18 protein-coding genes and 1 other RNA gene are annotated in these 21708 nt (G+C 39.9%); 17 read left to right on the top strand and 2 right to left on the bottom strand.

Annotated features, from left to right (window positions below; genetic code table 11):
- Nucleotides 1-100: 100 nt before the first annotated feature.
- Both pbp1a and recU read right to left on the bottom strand, forming a co-directional pair.
- Entirely contained in the window at nt 101-2263 is a 2163-nt protein-coding gene (gene pbp1a, locus ADF68_RS09070) for a penicillin-binding protein PBP1A (protein WP_049549532.1), read from the bottom strand.
- Nucleotides 2260-2856, bottom strand: a complete 597-nt coding sequence (gene recU, locus ADF68_RS09065; protein WP_049549531.1) for a Holliday junction resolvase RecU — start codon at nt 2854-2856, stop codon at nt 2260-2262. The genes pbp1a and recU overlap by 4 nt, the downstream gene beginning before the upstream one ends.
- 67 nt (nt 2857-2923) lie before the next feature.
- Here recU and ADF68_RS09060 point away from each other — a divergent pair, with 67 nt between their 5' ends.
- From ADF68_RS09060 to ADF68_RS08985, 17 genes are all read left to right on the top strand, one after another.
- Nucleotides 2924-3451: a DUF1273 domain-containing protein gene (locus ADF68_RS09060; RefSeq protein WP_049549530.1), complete on the top strand. Its 528-nt coding sequence runs from the start codon at nt 2924-2926 to the stop codon at nt 3449-3451.
- Nucleotides 3452-3520: 69 nt separating this feature from the next.
- Nucleotides 3521-3850, top strand: a complete 330-nt coding sequence (gene gpsB / locus ADF68_RS09055; protein ID WP_049549529.1) for a cell division regulator GpsB — start codon at nt 3521-3523, stop codon at nt 3848-3850.
- Between the two features lie 18 nt (nt 3851-3868).
- Nucleotides 3869-4249, top strand: an RNA gene (gene rnpB / locus ADF68_RS10210) — RNase P RNA component class B.
- Nucleotides 4250-4330: 81 nt separating this feature from the next.
- Nucleotides 4331-5488, top strand: coding sequence for a THUMP domain-containing class I SAM-dependent RNA methyltransferase (locus ADF68_RS09050; protein WP_049549528.1), 1158 nt, complete (start codon nt 4331-4333; stop codon nt 5486-5488).
- Between the two features lie 12 nt (nt 5489-5500).
- The gene (gene mapZ, locus ADF68_RS09045; RefSeq protein ID WP_049549527.1) at nt 5501-6964 is read left to right on the top strand and encodes a cell division site-positioning protein MapZ; all 1464 of its coding nucleotides are present in this window, start codon (nt 5501-5503) and stop codon (nt 6962-6964) included.
- A gap of 76 nt (nt 6965-7040) precedes the next feature.
- The gene (gene gndA / locus ADF68_RS09040; RefSeq protein WP_049549526.1) at nt 7041-8465 is read left to right on the top strand and encodes an NADP-dependent phosphogluconate dehydrogenase; all 1425 of its coding nucleotides are present in this window, start codon (nt 7041-7043) and stop codon (nt 8463-8465) included.
- Between the two features lie 11 nt (nt 8466-8476).
- Nucleotides 8477-9166 (top strand): response regulator transcription factor, encoded by a 690-nt coding sequence (locus tag ADF68_RS09035; RefSeq protein WP_049510160.1) that lies wholly within the window; start codon nt 8477-8479, stop codon nt 9164-9166.
- 95 nt (nt 9167-9261) lie between these two features.
- Nucleotides 9262-10188: an N-acetylmuramoyl-L-alanine amidase family protein gene (locus tag ADF68_RS09030; protein ID WP_049549533.1), complete on the top strand. Its 927-nt coding sequence runs from the start codon at nt 9262-9264 to the stop codon at nt 10186-10188.
- 123 nt (nt 10189-10311) lie between these two features.
- A complete protein-coding gene (gene mvk, locus ADF68_RS09025; RefSeq protein WP_049549525.1) occupies nt 10312-11190 on the top strand; it encodes a mevalonate kinase in 879 nt (292 codons plus the stop codon).
- Nucleotides 11172-12125, top strand: coding sequence for a diphosphomevalonate decarboxylase (gene mvaD / locus ADF68_RS09020; protein ID WP_049549524.1), 954 nt, complete (start codon nt 11172-11174; stop codon nt 12123-12125). The genes mvk and mvaD overlap by 19 nt, the downstream gene beginning before the upstream one ends.
- Complete coding sequence (locus ADF68_RS09015) at nt 12112-13125, top strand: phosphomevalonate kinase (protein WP_049549523.1); 1014 nt, start codon at nt 12112-12114, stop codon at nt 13123-13125. Before mvaD ends, ADF68_RS09015 begins: the two co-directional genes overlap by 14 nt.
- Nucleotides 13103-14104 carry a type 2 isopentenyl-diphosphate Delta-isomerase gene (gene fni, locus ADF68_RS09010; RefSeq protein WP_049549522.1) on the top strand — a complete coding sequence of 334 codons (1002 nt, stop codon included), beginning with the start codon at nt 13103-13105 and terminating at the stop codon, nt 14102-14104. Before ADF68_RS09015 ends, fni begins: the two co-directional genes overlap by 23 nt.
- A gap of 94 nt (nt 14105-14198) precedes the next feature.
- Nucleotides 14199-14897 carry a cell wall-active antibiotics response protein LiaF gene (liaF, locus tag ADF68_RS09005; RefSeq protein ID WP_049549521.1) on the top strand — a complete coding sequence of 233 codons (699 nt, stop codon included), beginning with the start codon at nt 14199-14201 and terminating at the stop codon, nt 14895-14897.
- Complete coding sequence (locus tag ADF68_RS09000; protein ID WP_049549520.1) at nt 14894-15883, top strand: sensor histidine kinase; 990 nt, start codon at nt 14894-14896, stop codon at nt 15881-15883. The genes liaF and ADF68_RS09000 overlap by 4 nt, the downstream gene beginning before the upstream one ends.
- A gap of 18 nt (nt 15884-15901) precedes the next feature.
- Entirely contained in the window at nt 15902-16534 is a 633-nt protein-coding gene (locus tag ADF68_RS08995) for a response regulator transcription factor (protein ID WP_049549519.1), read from the top strand.
- 277 nt (nt 16535-16811) lie between these two features.
- The gene (locus tag ADF68_RS11540) at nt 16812-17033 is read left to right on the top strand and encodes a hypothetical protein (RefSeq protein WP_049549518.1); all 222 of its coding nucleotides are present in this window, start codon (nt 16812-16814) and stop codon (nt 17031-17033) included.
- A 689-nt stretch (nt 17034-17722) separates the two neighbouring features.
- On the top strand, nt 17723-21708 hold a 3986-nt coding region (locus tag ADF68_RS08985; RefSeq protein ID WP_049549517.1), incomplete at its 3' end, for an Ig-like domain-containing protein.

The raw sequence follows: 21708 nt of genomic DNA, 5'->3' as shown, positions 1-21708 counted from the left end.
GCCAAGTTGTAGTACTTTTTTCGAGGCTCTTTTGTCTTGTTCTTGTTTCAATTGACTATATAGAAAAAACTGAGGTGTTATTCTCAGTTTTTTCTATATTTTATTGCTGTCTTCGTGGATTTTGTTGGGGTTGGTTTTGTTGTTGAGAATTTGCAGATGAGTTTGGTTGCGTTGCATTTGGATTAGTAGTACCATTCGTATTTTCATTTGAGGAGCTTTCACTTTCAGTTGTTGAAGTTGAACTTGAGCTAGAGCTCTCTGTTGTCGAACTTGCTTGAGTTGATTGTGGAATCCAGTTGCTACGTGCCCCATTCTTGAAGACGTAATCACCGCTTCTATAAAGTCCTTCTGGCATTGTCCAGTCACCAGGATGATCGTCCTCTGCTAGATACTGCATCATAGAACGATAGATACTAGTGGCAACAGTAAAGCCATCACCAACGATTGGAGTAAGGCGGTTTGAGTAACCGGTCCAGACTGCCATTGAATATTTACGGGTATAACCAACAAACATTTCATCCGGAGCAACAAATTGACTTGTTTTGATGTGGTTTTCAATCTCTTCATCAGTGTAGTTTGATGTACCAGTTTTACCTGCTTGTGGAAGCCATGAAATATAAGCGTCTCGACCTGTACCAGAGTATAATACGGTTTTCATCATTTCTGTCATCATATAGGCGGTTGTTTCTTTCATAGCACGAGTACCTTGATCAGAAAACTCTTTTGAACTACCGTCGCTAAAGACAACTTTATTGATATACATTGGTTTGTGATAGATACCACCGTTAGCAAATGCAGCATAGGCGGCAGCCATTTTTTCACTACTTGCACCGTACTGTTTACCTGATTCAGTCGTATTACTTGAAATTGCGTTTGCATATACCATGGTTGGATAATCAATGCCAAGTCCGTTTAAGAATTTTTTGGCTTTATCGAGTCCAACTCTATCGAGAGTTTCAACTGCTGGTACGTTACGAGATTGTTGGATAGCAGTTTGAAGAGTGATGTTACCATAATAGCCACGATCCCAGTTGTAGACTGGAGTGCTAGTACCTGGGAATTTATATGGTACATCCTTAAGCATATAAGCAGTTGAGTCATAGATATCGTACTCAAGTGCAGGTGCATAGTCCGTAATTGGTTTCATAGTTGAACCCCAGTCACGGTTTGTTTCCACTGCTTGGTTAGTACCAAAGGATACATTGCTAGCTTGGTGACGAGATCCGAGTTGGGCAATAACGTTACCATTTGATACATCAATGATAGTAGAAGCTGCTTGGATATCATCATCAGGATAGTTTACGTATTGATCAGTATTATAGACGTCCCAAAGGTGTTTTTGTACCTCTTGGTCAACGTTTGTATAGACTTCCATACCTGTTGTTAATAGATTATAACCTGTCTCTTGTTCTACTTGGTCAATAACCTCTTTAAGATAGTTATCCATGTACTGTGGATAGCTATTAACAGATTTTAGACTTTGAAGTCCATCTGTGATTGGAGTATTGATGGCTGTTTCATATTGTTCGGCTGTAAGGTATCCTTGCCTTTGCATTTCTGACAAAACAAGGTTTCGTCTTTCAAGGGCAGCTTCAGGATGAGAATAAGGATCGTATTGGTTTGGAGCCTGTGGCATACCTGCTAAGAGTGCTAGCTGTGGAATGGACAAATCTTTGAGATCCTTACCATAGTAGTTCTCTGCAGCAGTCTGCATACCATAGTTACCATTTGACATGTAGACCTTATTGACGTAATAGGTCAAGATTTCTTGTTTAGTTGCAGTTCGCTCTAGCTGGATAGCTAACCAAGCTTCTTGAACTTTACGGGATAGGGTTTGATCAGCTGTCGATGTTGAGAAGTAGGTCAATTTTATCAACTGCTGAGTCAAAGTTGATCCACCTTGAAGACCACTGTTGCTTCGAAGGTTACGAAGGAAAGCTCCTGCTATACGAATGCTATCAATTCCTCTATGGTTAAAGAAACGGTGATCCTCGATAGAGACAATCGCATTGACAAGATCAGTAGGAATGTCACTACTTTGAGCATTGACGCGACGTTCAGCACCTAAATCTGCGATGAGTTCATTTTTGCTATCATAAATTTTACTTGATGTAGTTGCAACAAGTTTGCTTTCAGAGAGTTCAGGAGCCTTGTTTGCATAGTAAAGAAATACACCACCGCCAAGTAGGAAAGCTACGATAAATAAGCTAATCATAACAATGCTGAGGTATTTAACGATGCGCAAGATAGTTTGTTTGTTCATATTGTTTTACCACCTAGTAAATGTTGTTTGACTGTATCAAGGTAAGGAATTTGTGGAAAAGCAGACTGCTCAATCACATAACCGAATTCTTTGATATAGTCAAGCGGCATTGACTTTTTTCCCATATCCTGATGATAAAAACGGACGAGGTCAAGTGCCGGCAATAAATACGTTTCTTGATAAGAAGAAAAATGAAGAAGGACAAAGCAAATTCCTTTTTGTTCAAGGACTTGTTCCATATGCCGAATCTGATGAGGATGGAAGTTCTTCATCGGAATCGCATGTTTTTGCTTGGTTTCCTTGGCTTCGAAATCGATGTAAAACCCTTCATAAACTCCAGAATAATCGGTAGTCGATGCTTGTCTAAAATAAGCTTCAACAATCTTAGCACGACTACGCTGAGGATAGTCGACGCGGACAATCTGAACAGGAGTAGGTTTCTTATGGATAACAGCCAAACCGTGTGTCAGATAATAATCGTTTGTAGCATTGATCATCTTCTCAAAGGTCATCCCACGATTTGCGAAATTTTTAATTTGTGAGGTGACTTCTTGTTTTTTTTTTGATGAAAGTTTATGAGGATAGTTGACCATAATTCTCCTTATTGGTACAATAACATCACTCTATTATATCATAAAAGTGCACAGAAAGGATGAAAAAATGCATACAGCCTTGGTTTTAGGCTATTCTAGCTTTGATTTAGGATTGTTTAATGACAAAGATATTCGTTTAAAAATTATTAAAAAAGCCATTCGTAGAGATTTGGAAAAAATGGCAGACGAAGGGGTGAAATGGTTGGTATTTACGGGAACTCTGGGATTTGAACACTGGGTTTTAGAGGTGGCTAGAGATATGAAAGATGACTTTGGTTTCCAACTTGCCACTATCTTTGATTTTGAAACTCATGGGGAAAACTGGAATGAGGGGAATCAGGTCAAACTGAGTGAATTTAAACAAGTTGATTTTGTTAAGTACGCCTATCCAAATTACGAGCACAAGGGTCAATTACGAGATTATCAACTTTTCTTATTTGAAAATACAGATGGCGCCTATCTTTTTTATGATGAAGAAAATGAAACAAAACTGAAGTATTTTTACGAACTGATGAAAAAGAAAGACAACTATATTACAAAAAGATTAACATTTGAGGAATTAAACGAAGTAGCTGAAAATTTTTCCGAAAATTGAGCCTTTGACCTTGCTTTTTGTTTGCCTTTTTTTATATAATAATACTAGCAACTGAGAATGGAGAGAGACATGGCAAGTATTATTTTTACAGCAAAAGATATTTTTGAACAGGATTTTGGAAGAGAAGTACGTGGATATAGTAAAGCAGAGGTTGATGGATTTTTGGATGATGTCATCAAGGATTATGAAACTTATGCAGCATTAGTGAAGTCACTCCGTTCAGAAATCGCGGAGCTTAAAGAGGAATTGGCTAAAAAACCTCAAGTGACACCAGCAACTTCTGAACCAGCAGATCATGGAAGTACGACTTCTATGACAAACTTTGATATTTTGAAACGTTTGAATCGTCTTGAAAAAGAAGTATTTGGCAAACAAATCATGGATAATTCTGATTTCTAAGAATACTTCTGTTGTGCAATTTTTGGATAATCGCGTGAAGAGAATTTCTTTTCATGAGGAAAGTCCATGCTAGCACAGGCTGTGATGCCTGTAGTGTTTGTGCTAGGCGAAACCATAAGCCTAGGGACGAGAAATCGTTACGGCAGTTGAAATGGCTAAGTCTTTTGATAGGTCAGAGTAGGCTTGAAAGTGCCACAGTGACGGAGTCTCTCTGGAAACGGAGAGAGTGGAACGCGGTAAACCCCTCAAGCTAGCAACCCAAATTTTGGTCGGGGCATGGAGTGCGCGGAAACGAACGTAGTACTCTGACTGCTATCAGCTAGAGCTGCTAGTGGTAGACAGATGATTATCGAAGGAAGTGGTCCTAGTCACTTCTGGAACAAAACATGGCTTATAGAAAATTGCATATAGGTTGGGGCTGAGATATATTCTCAACCTCATTTTTTAAAGTGAATAAAGAAAGGTCTATAAAAGACTGAAATGAAAACAACATTTAATTTAATTGCTACTGCTGCGGCGGGTTTGGAAGCTGTAGTTGGGCGTGAGGTACGCGATCTTGGTTATGATTGTCAGGTTGAAAACGGTCGTGTCCGTTTTCAAGGTGATGTGAAAGCAATCATCCAAACAAACTTGTGGCTAAGAGCTGCGGATAGGATCAAAATCGTTGTGGGAACTTTTCCTGCAAAAACATTTGAAGAACTCTTCCAAGGTGTTTTTGCTCTAGATTGGGAGAACTATCTCCCACTTGGAGCCCGTTTCCCAATTGCCAAGGCTAAGTGTGTCAAGTCAAAATTACACAATGAGCCAAGTGTGCAGGCAATTTCTAAGAAGGCAGTCGTTAAGAAACTACAAAAACACTATGCACGACCAGAAGGTGTTCCCCTGATGGAGAATGGCCCTGAGTTCAAGATTGAAGTTTCCATTTTGAAAGATATAGCGACTCTTATGATTGATACAAGTGGGTCAAGTCTCTTTAAACGTGGCTATCGTACCGAAAAGGGTGGTGCTCCTATCAAAGAAAATATGGCAGCTGCTATTTTGCAACTGTCAAACTGGTATCCAGATAAGCCTTTGATTGATCCAACCTGTGGTTCGGGAACTTTTTGTATTGAGGCGGCTATGATTGCGCGCAAGATGGCGCCTGGTTTGCGTCGTTCCTTTGCCTTTGAAGAATGGAACTGGGTCAGTGACCGCTTGATTCAAGAAGTCAGAACTGAGGCTAGTAAGCAGATAGATCGAGAGATTAAACTGGATATTATGGGCTGTGATATTGATGGTCGTATGGTAGAAATTGCCAAGGCTAATGCGCAGGCAGCAGGAGTATCTGGAGATATTCTCTTTAAACAGATGCGCGTACAGGATTTGCGTACGGACAAGATTAACGGAGTTATTATCTCTAACCCACCATATGGGGAACGTCTGTCAGATGATGCAGGAGTAACTAAACTTTATGCTGAAATGGGTGAGGTTTTTGAACCACTCAAAACTTGGAGTAAGTTTATCTTGACTAGTGATGAAGCCTTTGAAAGTAAATATGGTAGTCAGGCGGACAAAAAACGAAAACTCTATAATGGTACTTTGAAAGTTGATTTATATCAATATTTTGGTCAACGTGTCAAAAGAAATTTGACAGATTAGAAAGGAGTTGCCATGGATCCAAAGGATAAAAAAGAAGAGTTGTTAGAACCTGAGAAAACCTCCCAGGAACCTCAGTTTGATTTTGAGGAAGCTAAGGATCTAACGGTTGGACAAGTTATTCGAAAAAATGAAGAAATCGAAGCAGGAGTAACTCCTGATGATACCATTTTGGACAAATACATTAAACAACACCGTGAAGAAATCGAAGCTGATAAATTTACAAACATTCAGGCTAAGAAAGAGGAACTTCAAAGTCTAGATGATTTGATCCAAGAAGCTAAAGAAACGATTGATGAAGAGACAGAACCAGTAGAAGAAGTTTCTGAATCAGAGAAGTTTGATGAAGAAGAGGGAATAGAAGGTCAAGAATTCATCCTTCCGCCACTAGAGGAAATCTTACTTATGGATAAAAACCTAGTGGAACCTGTAACTGAGCCCCTTGTGGTCGAGGATGATGATGCTTTGCAAGAGGAATATCAATCCTTATCTCGCTCTGCTCAAGCAGAAGATGAGCCACAAAACAAAAAGCTGTGGATCATCTTGTCAGCTCTTTTAGCGATTATTGTCTTGATTATTGGGGGTAGCTACTACGTTTATCGTCAGATTACTCGTTCTTCTCAAGAAATTCAGTCTCAGTCATCTGATGCAGGTTTGGTAAGCAATCAAGCAATACTCAATCAATTCAACAGTCTTTATGATACTTTTTATACTGATGAGAATAAAACTGCCCTAAAAAATAGTCAGTTTAGTCAACTGAATCAGCTCAAAGAACTTTTAGATAAACTTGAGGGAACTAGTGAGCATACTCTTGCCAAATCAAAATACGATAGTCTTGAAACACAAATCAAGGCAGTTCAAGACGTTAATGCTCAATTTGAAACGCCAGCTATTACAGATGGTGTTCTAGATACAAATGCTAAAGTAAAGGCAGATGCTAAATTTACCGAAGTTAAGACTGGGAATACTGAAATTGATAAACTGCTAGATAAGGCTATTAGTCTCGGTAAGAGTCAACTTTCAAGTTCTACAAGCTCAAGCAGTAGTCAGTCAAGTTCATCAAGCCAAACAGAGTCAAGCTCAGCAACTGAAAGCAATGCTAGCAGCTCTGCTAATGCATCAACTTCAGCGGGTGAAACAGCCTCAGCAAATAATATCCTAAATAGTGGACTAGCAAGCAATGGTGTGAACCTACAAAGAAGTGTCAGTCGAGTACCGTATAATCAAGCCGCTGTAAGTGATAGTAGTAATCCTGCTTGGACATTCGCTGATGGTGTCCTTGAACGCATTCTTGAGACTTCGCGTGCGCGTGGCTACATTACAGGTAACCAATACATTTTAGAACCTGTGAATATTGTTAATGGTAATGGCTACTATAATCTTTATAAACCAGATGGTACCTATCTCTTTACCCTTAATTGTAAGACAGGTTATTTTGTAGGGAATGGTTCTGGACATGCGGATGATTTAGACTACTAGTCAAATTGTTACAAAATTCTTTCTTTTCACAGATAAACATGATAAAATAAAACATATTAAACAAGAGGAGTGTCACATGACAAAAGCTAACTTTGGTGTTGTTGGTATGGCCGTAATGGGTCGTAACCTTGCCCTTAATATTGAATCCCGTGGTTATACAGTTGCTATTTATAACCGTAGTAAAGAAAAAACTGAAGATGTGATTGCTTGCCACCCTGATAAAAACTTCGTGCCAAGCTATGATATTGAAAGTTTCGTAAATTCAATTGAAAAACCACGTCGTATCATGCTTATGGTACAAGCAGGACCTGGTACAGATGCGACAATTCAAGCCCTTCTTCCACACTTGGATAAAGGTGATATCTTGATCGACGGAGGAAACACTTTCTATAAAGATACCATCCGTCGTAATGAAGAGTTGGCTAACTCAGGTATCAACTTTATCGGTACAGGTGTTTCTGGTGGTGAAAAAGGTGCCCTTGAAGGTCCTTCTATCATGCCTGGTGGACAAAAAGAAGCTTATGACTTGGTAGCAGATGTTCTTGAAGAAATCTCTGCAAAAGCTCCAGAAGATGGTAAACCATGTGTAACTTACATCGGTCCTGATGGAGCTGGTCACTATGTAAAAATGGTCCACAATGGGATCGAGTACGGTGATATGCAATTGATCGCAGAAAGCTACGATCTTATGCAACACTTGCTTGGCCTCTCTGCAGAAGACATGGCTGAAATCTTTACTGAGTGGAACAAGGGTGAATTGGACAGCTACTTGATTGAAATCACAGCTGATATTTTGGGCCGTAAAGATGACGAAGGTCAAGACGGACCAATCGTAGACTATATCTTGGATGTTGCAGGAAACAAAGGAACTGGTAAATGGACTAGTCAATCAGCTCTTGACCTTGGTGTGCCATTGTCACTCATTACTGAGTCAGTATTTGCACGTTACATCTCAACTTACAAAGAAGAACGTGTTCATGCAAGCAAGGTGCTTCCAAAACCAGCCGCTTTCAAATTTGAAGGCGATAAGGCTGAATTGATTGAAAAAATCCGTCAAGCCCTTTACTTCTCAAAAATCATCTCTTACGCACAAGGTTTTGCGCAATTGCGTGTAGCTTCTAAAGAAAACAACTGGAACTTGCCATTTGCGGACATCGCATCTATCTGGCGCGATGGATGTATCATCCGTTCACGTTTCTTGCAAAAGATTACAGATGCTTACAACCGTGATGCAGATCTTGCTAACCTTCTTTTGGATGAGTACTTCTTGGACGTAACTGCTAAGTACCAACAATCTGTTCGTGATATCGTAGCTCTTGCTGTTCAAGCTGGTGTACCAGTACCAACCTTCTCAGCAGCTATCACTTACTTTGACAGCTACCGTTCAGCTGATCTTCCAGCGAACTTGATCCAAGCACAACGTGACTACTTTGGTGCCCACACTTACCAACGTAAGGATAAAGAAGGAACCTTCCACTACTCTTGGTATGACGAAAAATAAGTAGGTCAGCCATGGGGAAACGGATTTTATTACTTGAGAAAGAAAGAAATCTAGCTCATTTTTTAAGTCTGGAACTCCAAAAAGAGCAATACCGAGTTGATCAGGTAGAAGAGGGACAAAAAGCCCTCTCCATGGCTCTTCAGACAGACTATGACTTGATTTTACTGAATGCTCATCTAGGGGATATGACAGCCCAGGATTTTGCAGATAAGTTGAGTCGAACCAAGCCAGCTGCGGTGATCATGGTCTTGGACCATCGAGAAGAATTGCAAGACCAACTTGAAACAATCCAGCGTTTCGCTGTTTCATACATCTATAAACCAATCATTATCGATGATTTGGTCAGTCGTATTTCAGCTATCTTCCGAGGTAGAGATTTCATCGACCAACACTGTAGTCAGATGAAAGTTCCGACAGCTTATCGCAATCTGCGTATGGACGTAGAACATCATACCGTCTATCGTGGCGAAGAGATGATTGCTCTGACACGTCGTGAATATGACCTCTTAGCTACCCTTATGGGAAGCAAGAAGGTTTTGACTCGTGAACAATTGCTGGAAAGTGTTTGGAAGTATGAAAGTGCGACCGAAACCAATATAGTGGACGTTTATATCCGTTATCTACGTAGCAAACTTGACGTAAAAGGTCAAAAGAGCTATATTAAAACCGTGCGTGGTGTTGGTTACACCATGCAAGAATAGAAAAGCAGTTGCAGTTTTGTAACTGCTTTTTTTGAGTCGTTGAAATGTTGACATATGATTTGATTTTTGCTACAATCATTTTGGAGGAAACAAGAATGAAATTTTTGAAAAAAATGATACAAGTTGGGCTTGCAGTATTTTTCGTAAGTCTGTTAGCAACAAGTACAGTATTTGCGGATGATTCGAATTCTGAAGGCTGGAAATTTGTTCAAGAAAATGGTAGAACTTACTACAAGAAGGGGGACCTCAAAGAAACCCACTGGCGAGTGATTGATGGCAAGTACTATTATTTTGACTATAATGGTGAAATGGTTATTGGATGGCAGTATATTCCCATGCCAGATAAAGGTAGTACAATTGGTCCTTACCCAAATGGTATCAGATTAGAATATATGCCAATGTCAAAATGGTATTACTTTAACCAAGATGGCGTACTACAAGAATTTGTTGGCTGGCAACAATTAGAGTTAAAAGATTCCTTAACCGTTGGGAAAAAACATGGTGAAGGCTGGGAAGGTCCAGAAGTTCTTAAATTAGCATACTACTACTTTGATCAAGATCATTCTTTAAAGACAGGTTGGCTTTATGATCAATCTAACTGGTATTACCTAGCAAAAACAGGAAATTCTGGGAATAAGAATCTTGGTGGTGAGAAAAGTTCTGGTTGGATTCAAGATGCTTCCACTTGGTACTATTTAGATCCAACAACTGGCATTATGCAAACTGGTTGGCAGTATCTTGGTAACAAGTGGTACTATCTCCGTTCATCAGGTGCTATGGCGACAGGCTGGTATCTAGATGGTTCAACTTGGTATTACCTAGATGCTCAAAATGGTGACATGAAAACAGGCTGGATTTATGTCGATAATACTTGGTATTACCTCCGTTCGTCAGGAGCTATGGTGACAGGTTGGTTCCAAGCTAATGGTAAATGGTACTATGCTTATAGTTCAGGTGCCCTAGCTGTAAATACCACAGTAGGTGGCTACCAGGTCAACTATAATGGCGAGTGGGTACAGTAATGAAAACAAGCGATTGTGAAAGGAAACAATCGCTTTTTTTGTGAAAATATAATAAAATAGAAAGGAATAAAGTTCTAAAATTTTATCTAGAAACAGATGATTTTCATCTGATAGTAGGATTAAATGACAAAAGAAGTTGGTGTCGGTCAGGCACATAGTAAAATTATTTTAATAGGAGAGCATGCAGTGGTTTATGGCTACCCAGCCATCTCTTTACCTCTTTTAGAGGTAGAGGTGACTTGTCGGGTGGTTCCAGCAGATACACCATGGCGTCTTTTTGAAGAGGATACCTTGTCCATGGCAGTTTATGCTTCTCTCGAGTATTTAAATATCCAGGATGCTTGCATCCGTTGTCAAATTGACTCGGCTATTCCTGAAAAACGTGGGATGGGTTCTTCAGCAGCTATCAGTATTGCGGCCATTCGAGCGGTATTTGATTATTACCAAGCAGAACTTCCACATGATGTGTTAGAAATTTTGGTCAATCGGGCGGAGATGATTGCCCATATGAATCCTAGTGGTTTAGATGCTAAAACTTGCCTAAGTGACCAGCCTATTCGTTTTATCAAGAATGTTGGTTTTGAAGAATTAACAATGGATTTGTCAGCTTATCTGGTCATTGCAGATACTGGAGTTTATGGACATACTCGTGAAGCTATCCAAGTCGTACAGAGCAAGGGCAAGGATGCCTTACCTTTCTTGCATGCACTAGGAGAATTGACCCAAGAAGCAGAAGAAGCAATTCAAACAAAAGATGCCGTGAAGCTGGGAGAGATTTTAACAAAAGCACATGGCAATCTAAAAGAAATAGGAGTTAGTAGCCTTGAGGCTGATGCCTTGGTGGAAACTGCTCTTGAACATGGAGCCCTAGGAGCCAAGATGAGTGGTGGTGGTCTAGGAGGCTGTATTATCGCCCTGGTTGCTAATGTAAGCCAAGCGCAAGAACTAGCAGAAAGATTAGAAGAGAAAGGAGCTGTTCAGACATGGATCGAAAGCCTGTAACAGTACGTTCCTATGCCAATATTGCTATTATCAAATATTGGGGTAAGAAAGCAGAAAAAGAGATGGTTCCTGCGACTAGCAGTATTTCTCTGACTTTGGAAAATATGTACACGGAGACGACTTTGTCATCTCTACCGACGGATGCGACAGCTGATGCTTTTTATATCAATGGTCAGCTGCAAAACGAAGCTGAGCATGCTAAGATGAGTAAAATCATTGATCGTTACCGTCCTGAAGGAGCAGGTTTTGTTCGTATTGACACTAAAAACAATATGCCAACAGCAGCAGGCCTTTCTTCAAGTTCCAGTGGTTTATCTGCCTTGGTAAAAGCCTGCAACGCCTATTTCCAATTAGGACTAGATCGTAAAGACTTGGCCTTGGAAGCTAAGTTTGCATCGGGTTCTTCATCTCGTAGTTTTTATGGCCCCTTGGCAGCCTGGGACAAGGATAGTGGAGAGATTTATCCTGTCGAAACTGACTTGAAACTCGCTATGATTATGTTGGTCTTGGAAGACCAGAAAAAACCAATTTCCAGTCGAGATGGGATGAAGCTCTGTGTCGAAACTTCTACGACTTTTGATGAGTGGATTCGTCAATCTGAACAAGACTACAAAGATATGTTGGTCTACCTCAAGGAAAATGACTTTAAGAAAGTTGGAGAATTGACAGAGAAGAACGCCTTGGCTATGCATGCTACGACCAAGACTGCAAATCCGCCGTTCTCATATCTGACAGATGCGAGTTATGAGGCTATGGATTTTGTTCGTCAGCTTAGGGAACAAGGAGAATCTTGTTACTTCACCATGGATGCGGGGCCTAATGTCAAGGTTCTTTGTTTAGAAAAAGACTTGGAACATCTATCAAAACTTTTAGGTCAACGCTATCGCTTAATCGTTTCAAAAACAAAGGATTTGAGCCAAGATGACGATTGTTAAAACTTGTGGGAAGCTCTATTGGGCTGGGGAGTATGCCATTTTAGAACCAGGACAGTTGGCGCTAATAAAGGCTATTCCCATCTATATGACAGCTGAGATTGAGTCCTCAGAAGTTTATCGACTCTATTCAGATATGTTTACTTATAGTGTAGACATGCGCCCGGATTCTTCTTATACCTTGATTCAAGAAACAGTTGCCTTGGTGGAGGAGTATCTAACTGCCCAAGGAGTTGAACTGCAGCCTTTTTCTTTAGAGATTCGTGGGAAAATGGAGCGTGAGGGGAAGAAATTCGGCCTGGGTTCTAGTGGTAGCGTCGTTGTATTGGTTATCAAGGCCATGCTTGCTTTCTATGAAAGAGCCGCTGAAAGAGAACTCTTGTTTAAACTGGCTAGTGCAGTTCTTCTCAAACGTGGAGATAATGGTTCCATGGGGGACATTGCCTGTATCGTTTCAGAAGATTTAGTACTCTATCAGTCGTTTAATAGAGAAACAGTGGCACAGTGGCTTGAAAAGGAAGACTTGCAGACTGTATTAAATCGTGATTGGGGCTTTTCTATTAGGAGCGTTGAACCGGTCTTTACTTTTGATTTTCTGGTTGGTTGGACCAAGGAAGTGGCTGTATCCAGTCATATGGTAAAGCAAATCAAGAATCATATGGATGCTAGCTTTTTGCAGACTTCAAAAGAAATTGTAGCTAACTTGGTAAAGGCTTTGCAGGTAGGTCAAGAAGAAACCATTATTGACTTGCTAGAACAAGCCAGCCAACTTTTAGAAGGCTTGAGTTCAGATATTTACACACCTTCGCTCAGACATTTAAAAGATGCAAGCAGAGACTTAAAAGCCGTCGCTAAAAGTAGTGGTGCTGGTGGTGGAGATTGCGGCATTGCCCTCAGTTTTGACCAAGATTCGACCACATTACTGAAAAAACGCTGGGCTGATTTAGGAATTGAGCTCTTGTATCAAGAAAGGATAGGACATGACGACAAATCGGAAGGATGAACACATCCGCTATGCCCTTGAACAAAAAAGTTCTTATAATAGTTTTGATGAAGTGGAGTTGATCCACTCCTCGCTACCCTTATATGACATAGAGGAAATTGACCTTTCGACAGAATTTGCAGGGCGCAAATGGGACTTTCCTTTTTATATAAATGCCATGACAGGCGGTAGTGATAAGGGCAGAGAAATCAATCAAAAGTTGGCCCAGGTGGCAGATGCTTGTGGGATTTTATTTGTGACAGGTTCCTACAGTGCCGCACTCAAGGATCCATCAGATGAATCTTTTTCAGTCAAAACTAATCATCCTAATCTTCTTCTTGGAACCAATATTGGTTTAGATAAGCCTGTTGAACTAGGATTACAAACGCTCAAAGAGATGAATCCCCTTCTCTTGCAAGTTCATGTTAATGTCATGCAGGAATTACTTATGCCAGAAGGTGAACGTCAATTTAGATTGTGGCAACATAATCTGAAAGATTATGCTGAGCAAATCACGGTTCCCCTTGTTTTAAAAGAAGTCGGCTTTGGCATGGATGTGAAGACCATTGCTAAGGCTTATGAGGTGGGAATACGAACCGTTGATTTGTCTGGTCGTGGGGGAACCAGCTTTGCCTATATCGAAAACCGTCGCAGTGGACAGCGTGACTACCTAAATGACTGGGGTCAATCGACCATGCAAGCTCTTCTGAATGCCCAAGACTGGAAAGACAAGATGGAACTTTTGGTGAGTGGAGGAGTTCGCAATCCACTAGATATCATCAAATGCTTGGTCTTTGGAGCAAAAGCAGTTGGTCTATCACGTACTATGTTAGAGCTGGTTGAAAATTACTCTGTTGATGTCGTTATTTCCATTGTTGAAGGTTGGAAGGAAGACCTACGCTTGATTATGTGTGCCCTTAATTGTAAAAGAATTGAGGATTTGCAAGAGGTCGACTATCTCCTTTATGGAAAATTGAAAGAAGCAAAAGATCAACTATAAGGAGATCGGGATTTTAGTCCCGGTCTCTTTATCATTCCTCAGACGGATGTGACTTTTGAGAATTGTGATACAATAAAATAGAGAGGACGGATACATGCGAAAATTTCAAATTTTTCTATTTATTGAAGCTTGTTTATTGACAGGAGCTCTGATTATGATGGTATCAGAGCATTTTTCCCGTTTTCTGCTTATTTTGCTCTTGTTCTTACTGCTGATTCGATACTATACTGGAAGACAGGGAAATAACCTCATATTAGTGGCAGTGAGCATCCTATTTTTCTTTATCATCATGCTCAATCCCTTTGTCATTTTAGCCATCTTTGTGGCTTTGATTTATAGTCTCTTCTTGCTTTATCCTATGATGAATCAGGAAAGAGAAGACACCAATCTGTTTTTTGAAGAAGTTGTAACAGTGAAGAAGGAGAAAAATCGCTGGTTTGGGAATCTACACCACTTCTCAAGCTACCAGACTTGCAGCTTTGATGATATCAACCTTTTTCGTCTCATGGGGAAAGATACCATTCATCTAGAGCACGTGATTTTGAGCAATCATGATAATGTCATCATCTTGAGAAAACTGGTGGGTACGACTAGAATTATTGTACCAGTAGATGTTGAAGTCAGCCTTAGTGTCAATTCTCTGTATGGAGACTTAACCTTTTTTGACCAGCCTAAACGTGCTTTACGTAATGAGCAATTTCATCAAGAAACCAGAGATTATCTCAAGAGTCCTAAGAGTGTTAAGGTACTTTTGACAACCATGGTTGGAGATGTTGAGGTGGTGAGAGGATGAAAAAACAACCCTATATTTTAATTGGACTCACCTCATTTCTCTTTGTTGCTTTTCTATTTCGAAGCATTTTTAAGATCTTGGATTTGGAGTGGACTTCTCTTTTTCAGGATCTAGAAAAGACAGAAAAAGTCCTTTTTCTAGCCCTGATGTTTAGTCTTGCCCTAGCCTTTTTATTAGTCCTATTCTGGACAATGGTTGACGAAATTTCAAAAAGAAGAATCCAAGCAAATCTCAAACGTCTCCTAGCTGGCAAAGATATAGAAAGTCTGGGAGATGCTGACTTAGACGCAAGTTTTAGAAATTTGTCAGGAAAGCTCGGTTTGTTGACAGAAGCCATTCAAAAAGCAGACAATCAGGCCTTGGTCAAGGAAGAAGTGATTATTGAAAAGGAGCGCAAGCGAATCGCGCGTGACTTGCATGATACGGTTAGCCAAGAAATTTTTGCTGCCCATATGATTTTATCAGGACTCAGTCAACAAGCTTCCAAATTAGACAGAGAGAAGATGCAAACACAACTCCAAAGTGTGACTTCCATTTTAGAGACAGCTCAAAGAGACTTGCGCATTCTTCTTTTGCATTTACGACCAATTGAACTGGAACAAAAAAGCTTGGTGGAGGGTATTCAGCTACTCCTCAAAGAGCTAGAAGAAAAAAGTGAATTGAAGGTAAGCTTTAAATATCAGGTAACTGAACTACCTAAAAAGATTGAGGAACATATTTTTCGGATTGTACAAGAATTGATTAGTAATACACTCCGTCATGCCCAAGCTTCCTGTCTAGATGTTTACCTTTATCAAACGGAAACAGGCTTGCAATTAAAGGTAGTAGACAATGGTCGCGGTTTTCAGCTAGATGATGTTGATGAACTAAGCTATGGTCTACGCAATGTCAAAGAACGAGTGGAAGATATGGCTGGGACAGTACAATTGATGACGGTTCCTAAGCAGGGTTTGGCAGTGGATATTCGGATCCCCTTGCTTGATTGACTAACAAAAGGAAATGAAATGAAACTATTATTAGTAGATGACCACCAAATGGTGCGTCTGGGTTTAAAAAGTTATTTTGAGTTACAAGATGATGTAGAGGTTGTAGGAGAAGCAACCAATGGTGCGGAAGGGATTTCCATGGCCTTGGAGCTTCGTCCAGATGTGATCGTCATGGATATTGTTATGCCTGAAGTCAACGGAATTGATGCAACTCTAGCTATTCTCAAAGAATGGCCAGAAGCTAAAATATTAATCGTGACCTCTTACCTAGACAATGAAAAAATCATGCCGGTCTTGAATGCTGGGGCTAGGGGTTATATGCTCAAGACGTCCAGTGCAGATGAATTGTTACACGCTGTTCGTAAGGTGGCGGTTGGAGAGCTAGCCATTGAACAAGAGGTTAGCAAGAAGGTAGAATACAACCGCAATCATATTGAACTACATGAAGAGCTGACAGCTCGTGAACGAGATGTTCTTCAACTAATCGCTAAGGGCTATGAAAATCAGCGTATCGCCGATGAATTGTTCATTTCTCTTAAGACAGTTAAAACCCATGTATCCAACATTTTAGCAAAGCTTCAGGTTAGTGACCGCACCCAGGCAGCAGTATATGCCTTTCAGCACCACTTGGTTGGCCATGAAGACTTTTAGATGAATCTTTTGGAGCCAAACTAAGGTTTATTCGGTAAATTGGATACTTTTAGCAAAAAACAGTAATTTAGAATTAACAAGTACCTCAAACAGCCCTAAAAACTCATGTCTGACCAGAAAAAACCATAATAGGCGGTAGCTAGTAGAACTTGTTAACAACAAGATAGTAGAGAGTATCATCTCGAGAAAGATGTCTGTCAAATAAACCTAGCGCTGTTGTTCAGACTGCAAAAAGAGACAAATGATTTAGACCAGTAAGTTAGAGGACTAATACTCAATGAAAATCAAAGAGCAAACTAGGAAGCTAGCCGCAGGTTGCTCAAAGCACTGCTTTGAGGTTGCAGATAGAACTGACGAAGTCAGCTCAAAACACTGTTTTGAGGTTGTGGATAGAACTGACGAAGTCAGTAACCATACCTACGGCAAGGTGAAGCTGACGTGGTTTGAAGAGATTTTCGAAGAGTATAAGTCCTTTTATAGTGGGTTGAATCTAGAATAGTACACTATGACTGCTAAAAAATATTTCTAGAAGTGTTCTAGAATCCGTAGCGTACTATTCTAGGTTCAATCTACTATATTTGACTCTAGCAGGTGTAATCGATGGCATCCCTCGGTGCTATCTCATATTTTTACAAGAAAACACCATTTTAAGCCTATAAAATCAAAAAGAGCAGAAATTTTCAGTGTGCGATCACCTATAGTATAGGATTTATTAAAAACTCTTCCCTTAGCTTCTTAGAACATAAGAAGATTCATTGATTGACTGGTAAATTAAAAATAGATACTTGGACTAGCAGCTTTCTTAAGTGGTTTGTCAATAAAAAGTGTAGGTTGATTTTTCTTGAGTAGTAAAAGATTCAAGAAAATTTAGGGTCACTCCTGTTCTTTGATAAAAACTCCATTCATATATTTTTTCTTTCATTCTGAAAACTTAGTGTAAATTTTCTGTTTTTTTGAAATTTTGTGTCTTAAAAGGTCCAGTGAAGAAAACTATGTGTGTAGAATCTGATTTTACTGAATTTTTAGATAACTATATTAAGTTATAAAAGACATTATATATGTAGTTTTTGGTTTATAAAATACTTGAAAGTTCAAAAGTTCTTTTAATTGACTATTTTCTAAAAGAGATGTATAATTGAACTGTATGTAAAAGACATGCAGTTATTTTTAAACAAAGGAGATAATGTGATGTATTTTAATCGTAAAAATGCAGAGCAGAAGAACTGGCGTATGATTAAAAAAGGAAAACATTTCCTTTTTGGTTGTTCGCTTGTCTTTGCAGTTGGTGCAGCCTTGGTAGCTCCAACGGTTAAGGCCGACACAGCTGATACTGGGGAGGTAGAGACTAAAACTGCCAACTCAGCTGCTGAAGCAAGCTCTAGTGACGAAGTAGGAACGTATAAAGCACCAGCAGTGGGGGTATCAACAACTTCACCTGTGGTTGCTGAAAATCCTACAAGTTCAGAAGCTACTTCAGCAAAAACAGCTAAGGAAGCAGATGGAGTTCAGCTTCCTTCATTGACAGTGGTAGCAGATTCTTCAGCTTTGACAGATGAAGAAAAAGCAAATGTAGTGGAAGCTGTTAAGGGTGTGAATCCTACTGCGACTGATGTTCAAGTCCAAGCAGATGGATCAGTAGTTGTTACTTTTGCAGATGGTTCAAGTGCAAACTTGTCAGCAGCTCAAACTGTTAAAGTGGCAGCTCCAGCAGAAACTTCAGCCACTCAACCTAAGTCAAGAAGCCGTCGAGCTGCAGGACAAGAACGTGCACAAGATCGCTCTATGGAAGGGAAGGACATTAAGTTCGAATATAAGGGTGGTAAAAAAATTGAGGATGGAGATCCAACTCAGCGTGCTAAGATCGAGTATAAACAGCTGGATGACTATGAGGTTGTCAATGGGAAGACAGTGCCTACAGACCCATCTGGTCAAGGGCGCCCAGTCTTGGAATGGACCGTAACCTTTAATGAAGCCAAATGGGATAAACCAGGTGCCTTCTGGTACTTCTCGATTCCTAAAAACGTATCTGATCCATATAATGTAGTAACAGAGTATGACAGTGATACTTATGCTACTCGAACTGAATGGAAAGATGGTGACGGAAACGCAAATGCAGAAGGTAAGCAGTTTATTGATGATGGCAATAAGCTTGAGATGCGTGTAAAGACCACTACTGGTAATAGTGAGTACGATAAAGTTCCAGGTTTGAACGGTGTTATGGATAACTCTAAGAAGCTATACGTCCTTCAAACAAATGTTTATTCAGGTATTCGCAAGTTCACTGTTCGTTACCGTACAGTGGTTGAAGACCCATCAAAAACGATTTCTTATATTGCTGGTGTGCAAGCTGCAAAAAACCTAAAAATGCATAATTGGTATGCTATCTCAGGTAAATATGATAAGGAACTAGTTAGTGCAGTTGCTACCCCAAATGTGACTCCAAACCTAACAAATACTTCAGTTAATGTTCCAGTACAAACTGTAGCTTCTACATCAAACACTCTTTCAGGAACAGGAACTCCAGGGGCAACTATCAAGCTTTATATCGATGGACAAGAACAAAATATCGGCAATGTCACTGTTGACAGTAGCGGTAACTGGACTACAGGTGAGCTTCCAACAGCTCTTAACAACAACCAAGGTGATGGTACAACTATCAAACCACGTCAAACAGTAGAGGTAAGCCAAGTAGTTAACGGTGAAGAAAGTAGTCGCCGTACTGTACCAGTATCTGTTGGTGTAACAACTGTTGAACCTTCAAGCTTGACTACTAATCAAGATGCAGTTGTAGCAGGACAAAAAGAGGTGACTCTTAAAGTTCCTCATGATGCAGGAATTGCCTACATGCGCTATACAAATACTGCTGGAGAGACTGCTGAGATTCCGGTCAAACGTGACAATGCCTCATCTGCATGGACATCACAAAAACCAGAAGCAGCAACTGTCAAATCAGTTGAGAACGGTAAGTTCCAAGATACGATCGTCCTTACAATGGCTGACAAGATTGCAGGTACAGAAGTATCAGCTATTTCAAACGTGGTAGATGGTGGATTCTCAAGTGTTGCTGGTTGGCAACCTCGTGGAGTAGAAAACCAAGCTCCAACTATTGCATCAGCAGTTGAAGGAAACAAAAAAACTGTTTCTCAAGGTGCTCAACTTGACCTTGCATCTCTTGTGACCGTAGCAGATAAAGAAGATGATGCCCAAGCAACCCTAGGTGATAAGGTCCATGCTGAAGTTGTTTCAGTAAATGGCGACACAGCAACCAAGACAGTTGATACAAATACCCAAGGCACTTACACAGTTAAGTATAAAGCTGTTGATAGCCAAGGTAAAGAGTCAAACGAGATTGAAGTTACTGTAGTTGTAAATCCTGCACGTGACAACGTAGCTCCAACAGTAGAGATTCCATACTCAGATCCAGCTCCAAACAAAAAAGAAGTTTACCTTTATACAGGAGAAGAAGCTGACGTTGATATTACCTTTAATGACGATTCTGGAAAAATTAAATCAGCTTCACTTAAAAAAGGTGGAAATATTGCCTTAAATAATATTGATGGGAACCCAGATAAACAAGATAACGAATGGGGTTATACTGTAACAGCGATTAATTCTGAAACTGCTACACCAGCAACAATTAAAGTAACAGGTCGAGTTTCAGGTCTTGATGAAAGTAGATTGCCAAAAACAGAAAACGACTCTTTAGAGCTTGTAACACGTTTTGCAACAGCAACGGATACAGATGGTGCAGAGATTTCTAATCATGCAACAAAAGATAAAAATAATGCAGGAGAAATAGTTGGTTCTTACTTAACTGACCCAGGTGCAGTAACTTTCGTATTAAAAGCACAAACTAAGAAATATAATATTAAAACTCCATCAGAAGCAGATAAAGTAACCGTATCAAATGCGAACAACGTTACTGATAAAGAGTTTGAAAAAATTAAAGAGAAAGTTAAAGTTGAATATTCTCAAAACAATCCAGATGCACGTTTAGCTGACAAAAAAGGTAAAGAAGTAGAAGATGCTTCAAAAGTTGTTGATAAAGTAGAAAAAGAAGGAAACAAAGTTGTTGTAACCTATAAAGATGGTTCTAAAGATACAAAACCATTGTCAGAATTTGTCAACGTAGCTCCGACAGTTGAAGTACCATACTCAAATGAAGCTAAGAAAGAAATCTATGTTTATACAGGTGAAAACACTGATTTGACCTTCAAAGGTTCTGATGAAGCTGAAGTTAAAAATCTTTACCTTCGTGGACCTGGAGATACTACATGGAATAATGCAGCAGGTTATGGATTACCAACAGGTAAAGTTGAAAATGGTGCAGTCACTGGAGAAGGTTCAGTCTCTGATGATAAGAAAACAGCTACTATCAAGATGACTGGTGTCACAAACCTTAAGGCTGGTCAAAAGTGGACAAGCTTTGTTGTTGCTGAAGACAATAATGATGCAAAATCAAATACTGATTTTAGAGCATTAGATAAGAATCCAAATGCAACTCAGACACCAGGATATGCTCTATTCATCGTTAAATCTCAAACAGATAAGTACGATATTGCAACTCCAGCTCCAGCTGATAAAGTTGAAGTAGCAGATCCAACTAAGGTAACAGACGCTGAGTTAGATAAAATCAAAGAAAAACTGCAAATTGAGTATGCTCAAACTAATGATGATGCCAACTTTGCAGACAAAAAAGGTAAAACTGTAGATGCTGAAGATGCTAAGACTAAGATTAAATCAGTCACAAAAGATGACAAAGGAAATCTTGTCGTAACATATACAGATGGTTCAACAGATACAAAACCATTGACAGAATTTGTAACTCAAAAACCAAGTACACCAGATACAGAAGCGCCAGCGAAACCAGTTATCGATACAGACCTTACAGGTAAAGCTGGAACTAAGACACCAGTTGAAGTGACAGCAGAACCAGGATCAACCGTTGAGTTGTTCGACAAAGACGGTAAGAAGATTGGTGAAGGCGTAGCGGACGACAAAGGTAAAGCTACAATCACACCAACAACTGAGATTCCAGAAGGTGGCGTAACAGCTAAAGCAACTGATAAAGCAGGTAATGTATCAGAACCAAGTGATGCTGCGAAAGCAACAACACCATCAACACCAGATACACCAGATACAACAGCGCCAGCGAAACCAGTTATCGATACAGA

This window comes from Streptococcus pseudopneumoniae, assembly GCF_001068775.1.
In the GTDB taxonomy this organism is placed as follows: Bacteria; Bacillota; Bacilli; order Lactobacillales; family Streptococcaceae; genus Streptococcus; species Streptococcus pseudopneumoniae_N.
Note: the sequence above shows the minus strand (reverse complement) of the source record. Positions and strands in the feature narration are given on the sequence as shown.

What these genes read in the sequence shown, in the direction of transcription:
- mvk (WP_049549525.1), top strand. Translation starts at nt 10,312, where the DNA reads ATGACAAAAGAAGTTGGTGTCGGTCAGGCACATAGTAAAATTATTTTA.
- ADF68_RS09030 (WP_049549533.1), top strand. Translation starts at nt 9,262, where the DNA reads ATGAAATTTTTGAAAAAAATGATACAAGTTGGGCTTGCAGTATTTTTC.
- mapZ (WP_049549527.1), top strand. Translation starts at nt 5,501, where the DNA reads ATGGATCCAAAGGATAAAAAAGAAGAGTTGTTAGAACCTGAGAAAACC.
- mvaD (WP_049549524.1), top strand. Translation starts at nt 11,172, where the DNA reads ATGGATCGAAAGCCTGTAACAGTACGTTCCTATGCCAATATTGCTATT.
- liaF (WP_049549521.1), top strand. Translation starts at nt 14,199, where the DNA reads ATGCGAAAATTTCAAATTTTTCTATTTATTGAAGCTTGTTTATTGACA.
- ADF68_RS09015 (WP_049549523.1), top strand. Translation starts at nt 12,112, where the DNA reads ATGACGATTGTTAAAACTTGTGGGAAGCTCTATTGGGCTGGGGAGTAT.
- gpsB (WP_049549529.1), top strand. Translation starts at nt 3,521, where the DNA reads ATGGCAAGTATTATTTTTACAGCAAAAGATATTTTTGAACAGGATTTT.
- pbp1a (WP_049549532.1), bottom strand. Translation starts at nt 2,263, where the DNA reads ATGAACAAACAAACTATCTTGCGCATCGTTAAATACCTCAGCATTGTT.
- fni (WP_049549522.1), top strand. Translation starts at nt 13,103, where the DNA reads ATGACGACAAATCGGAAGGATGAACACATCCGCTATGCCCTTGAACAA.
- recU (WP_049549531.1), bottom strand. Translation starts at nt 2,856, where the DNA reads ATGGTCAACTATCCTCATAAACTTTCATCAAAAAAAAAACAAGAAGTC.
- ADF68_RS09060 (WP_049549530.1), top strand. Translation starts at nt 2,924, where the DNA reads ATGCATACAGCCTTGGTTTTAGGCTATTCTAGCTTTGATTTAGGATTG.
- ADF68_RS11540 (WP_049549518.1), top strand. Translation starts at nt 16,812, where the DNA reads ATGAAAATCAAAGAGCAAACTAGGAAGCTAGCCGCAGGTTGCTCAAAG.
- ADF68_RS09050 (WP_049549528.1), top strand. Translation starts at nt 4,331, where the DNA reads ATGAAAACAACATTTAATTTAATTGCTACTGCTGCGGCGGGTTTGGAA.
- ADF68_RS08995 (WP_049549519.1), top strand. Translation starts at nt 15,902, where the DNA reads ATGAAACTATTATTAGTAGATGACCACCAAATGGTGCGTCTGGGTTTA.
- gndA (WP_049549526.1), top strand. Translation starts at nt 7,041, where the DNA reads ATGACAAAAGCTAACTTTGGTGTTGTTGGTATGGCCGTAATGGGTCGT.
- ADF68_RS09035 (WP_049510160.1), top strand. Translation starts at nt 8,477, where the DNA reads ATGGGGAAACGGATTTTATTACTTGAGAAAGAAAGAAATCTAGCTCAT.
- ADF68_RS09000 (WP_049549520.1), top strand. Translation starts at nt 14,894, where the DNA reads ATGAAAAAACAACCCTATATTTTAATTGGACTCACCTCATTTCTCTTT.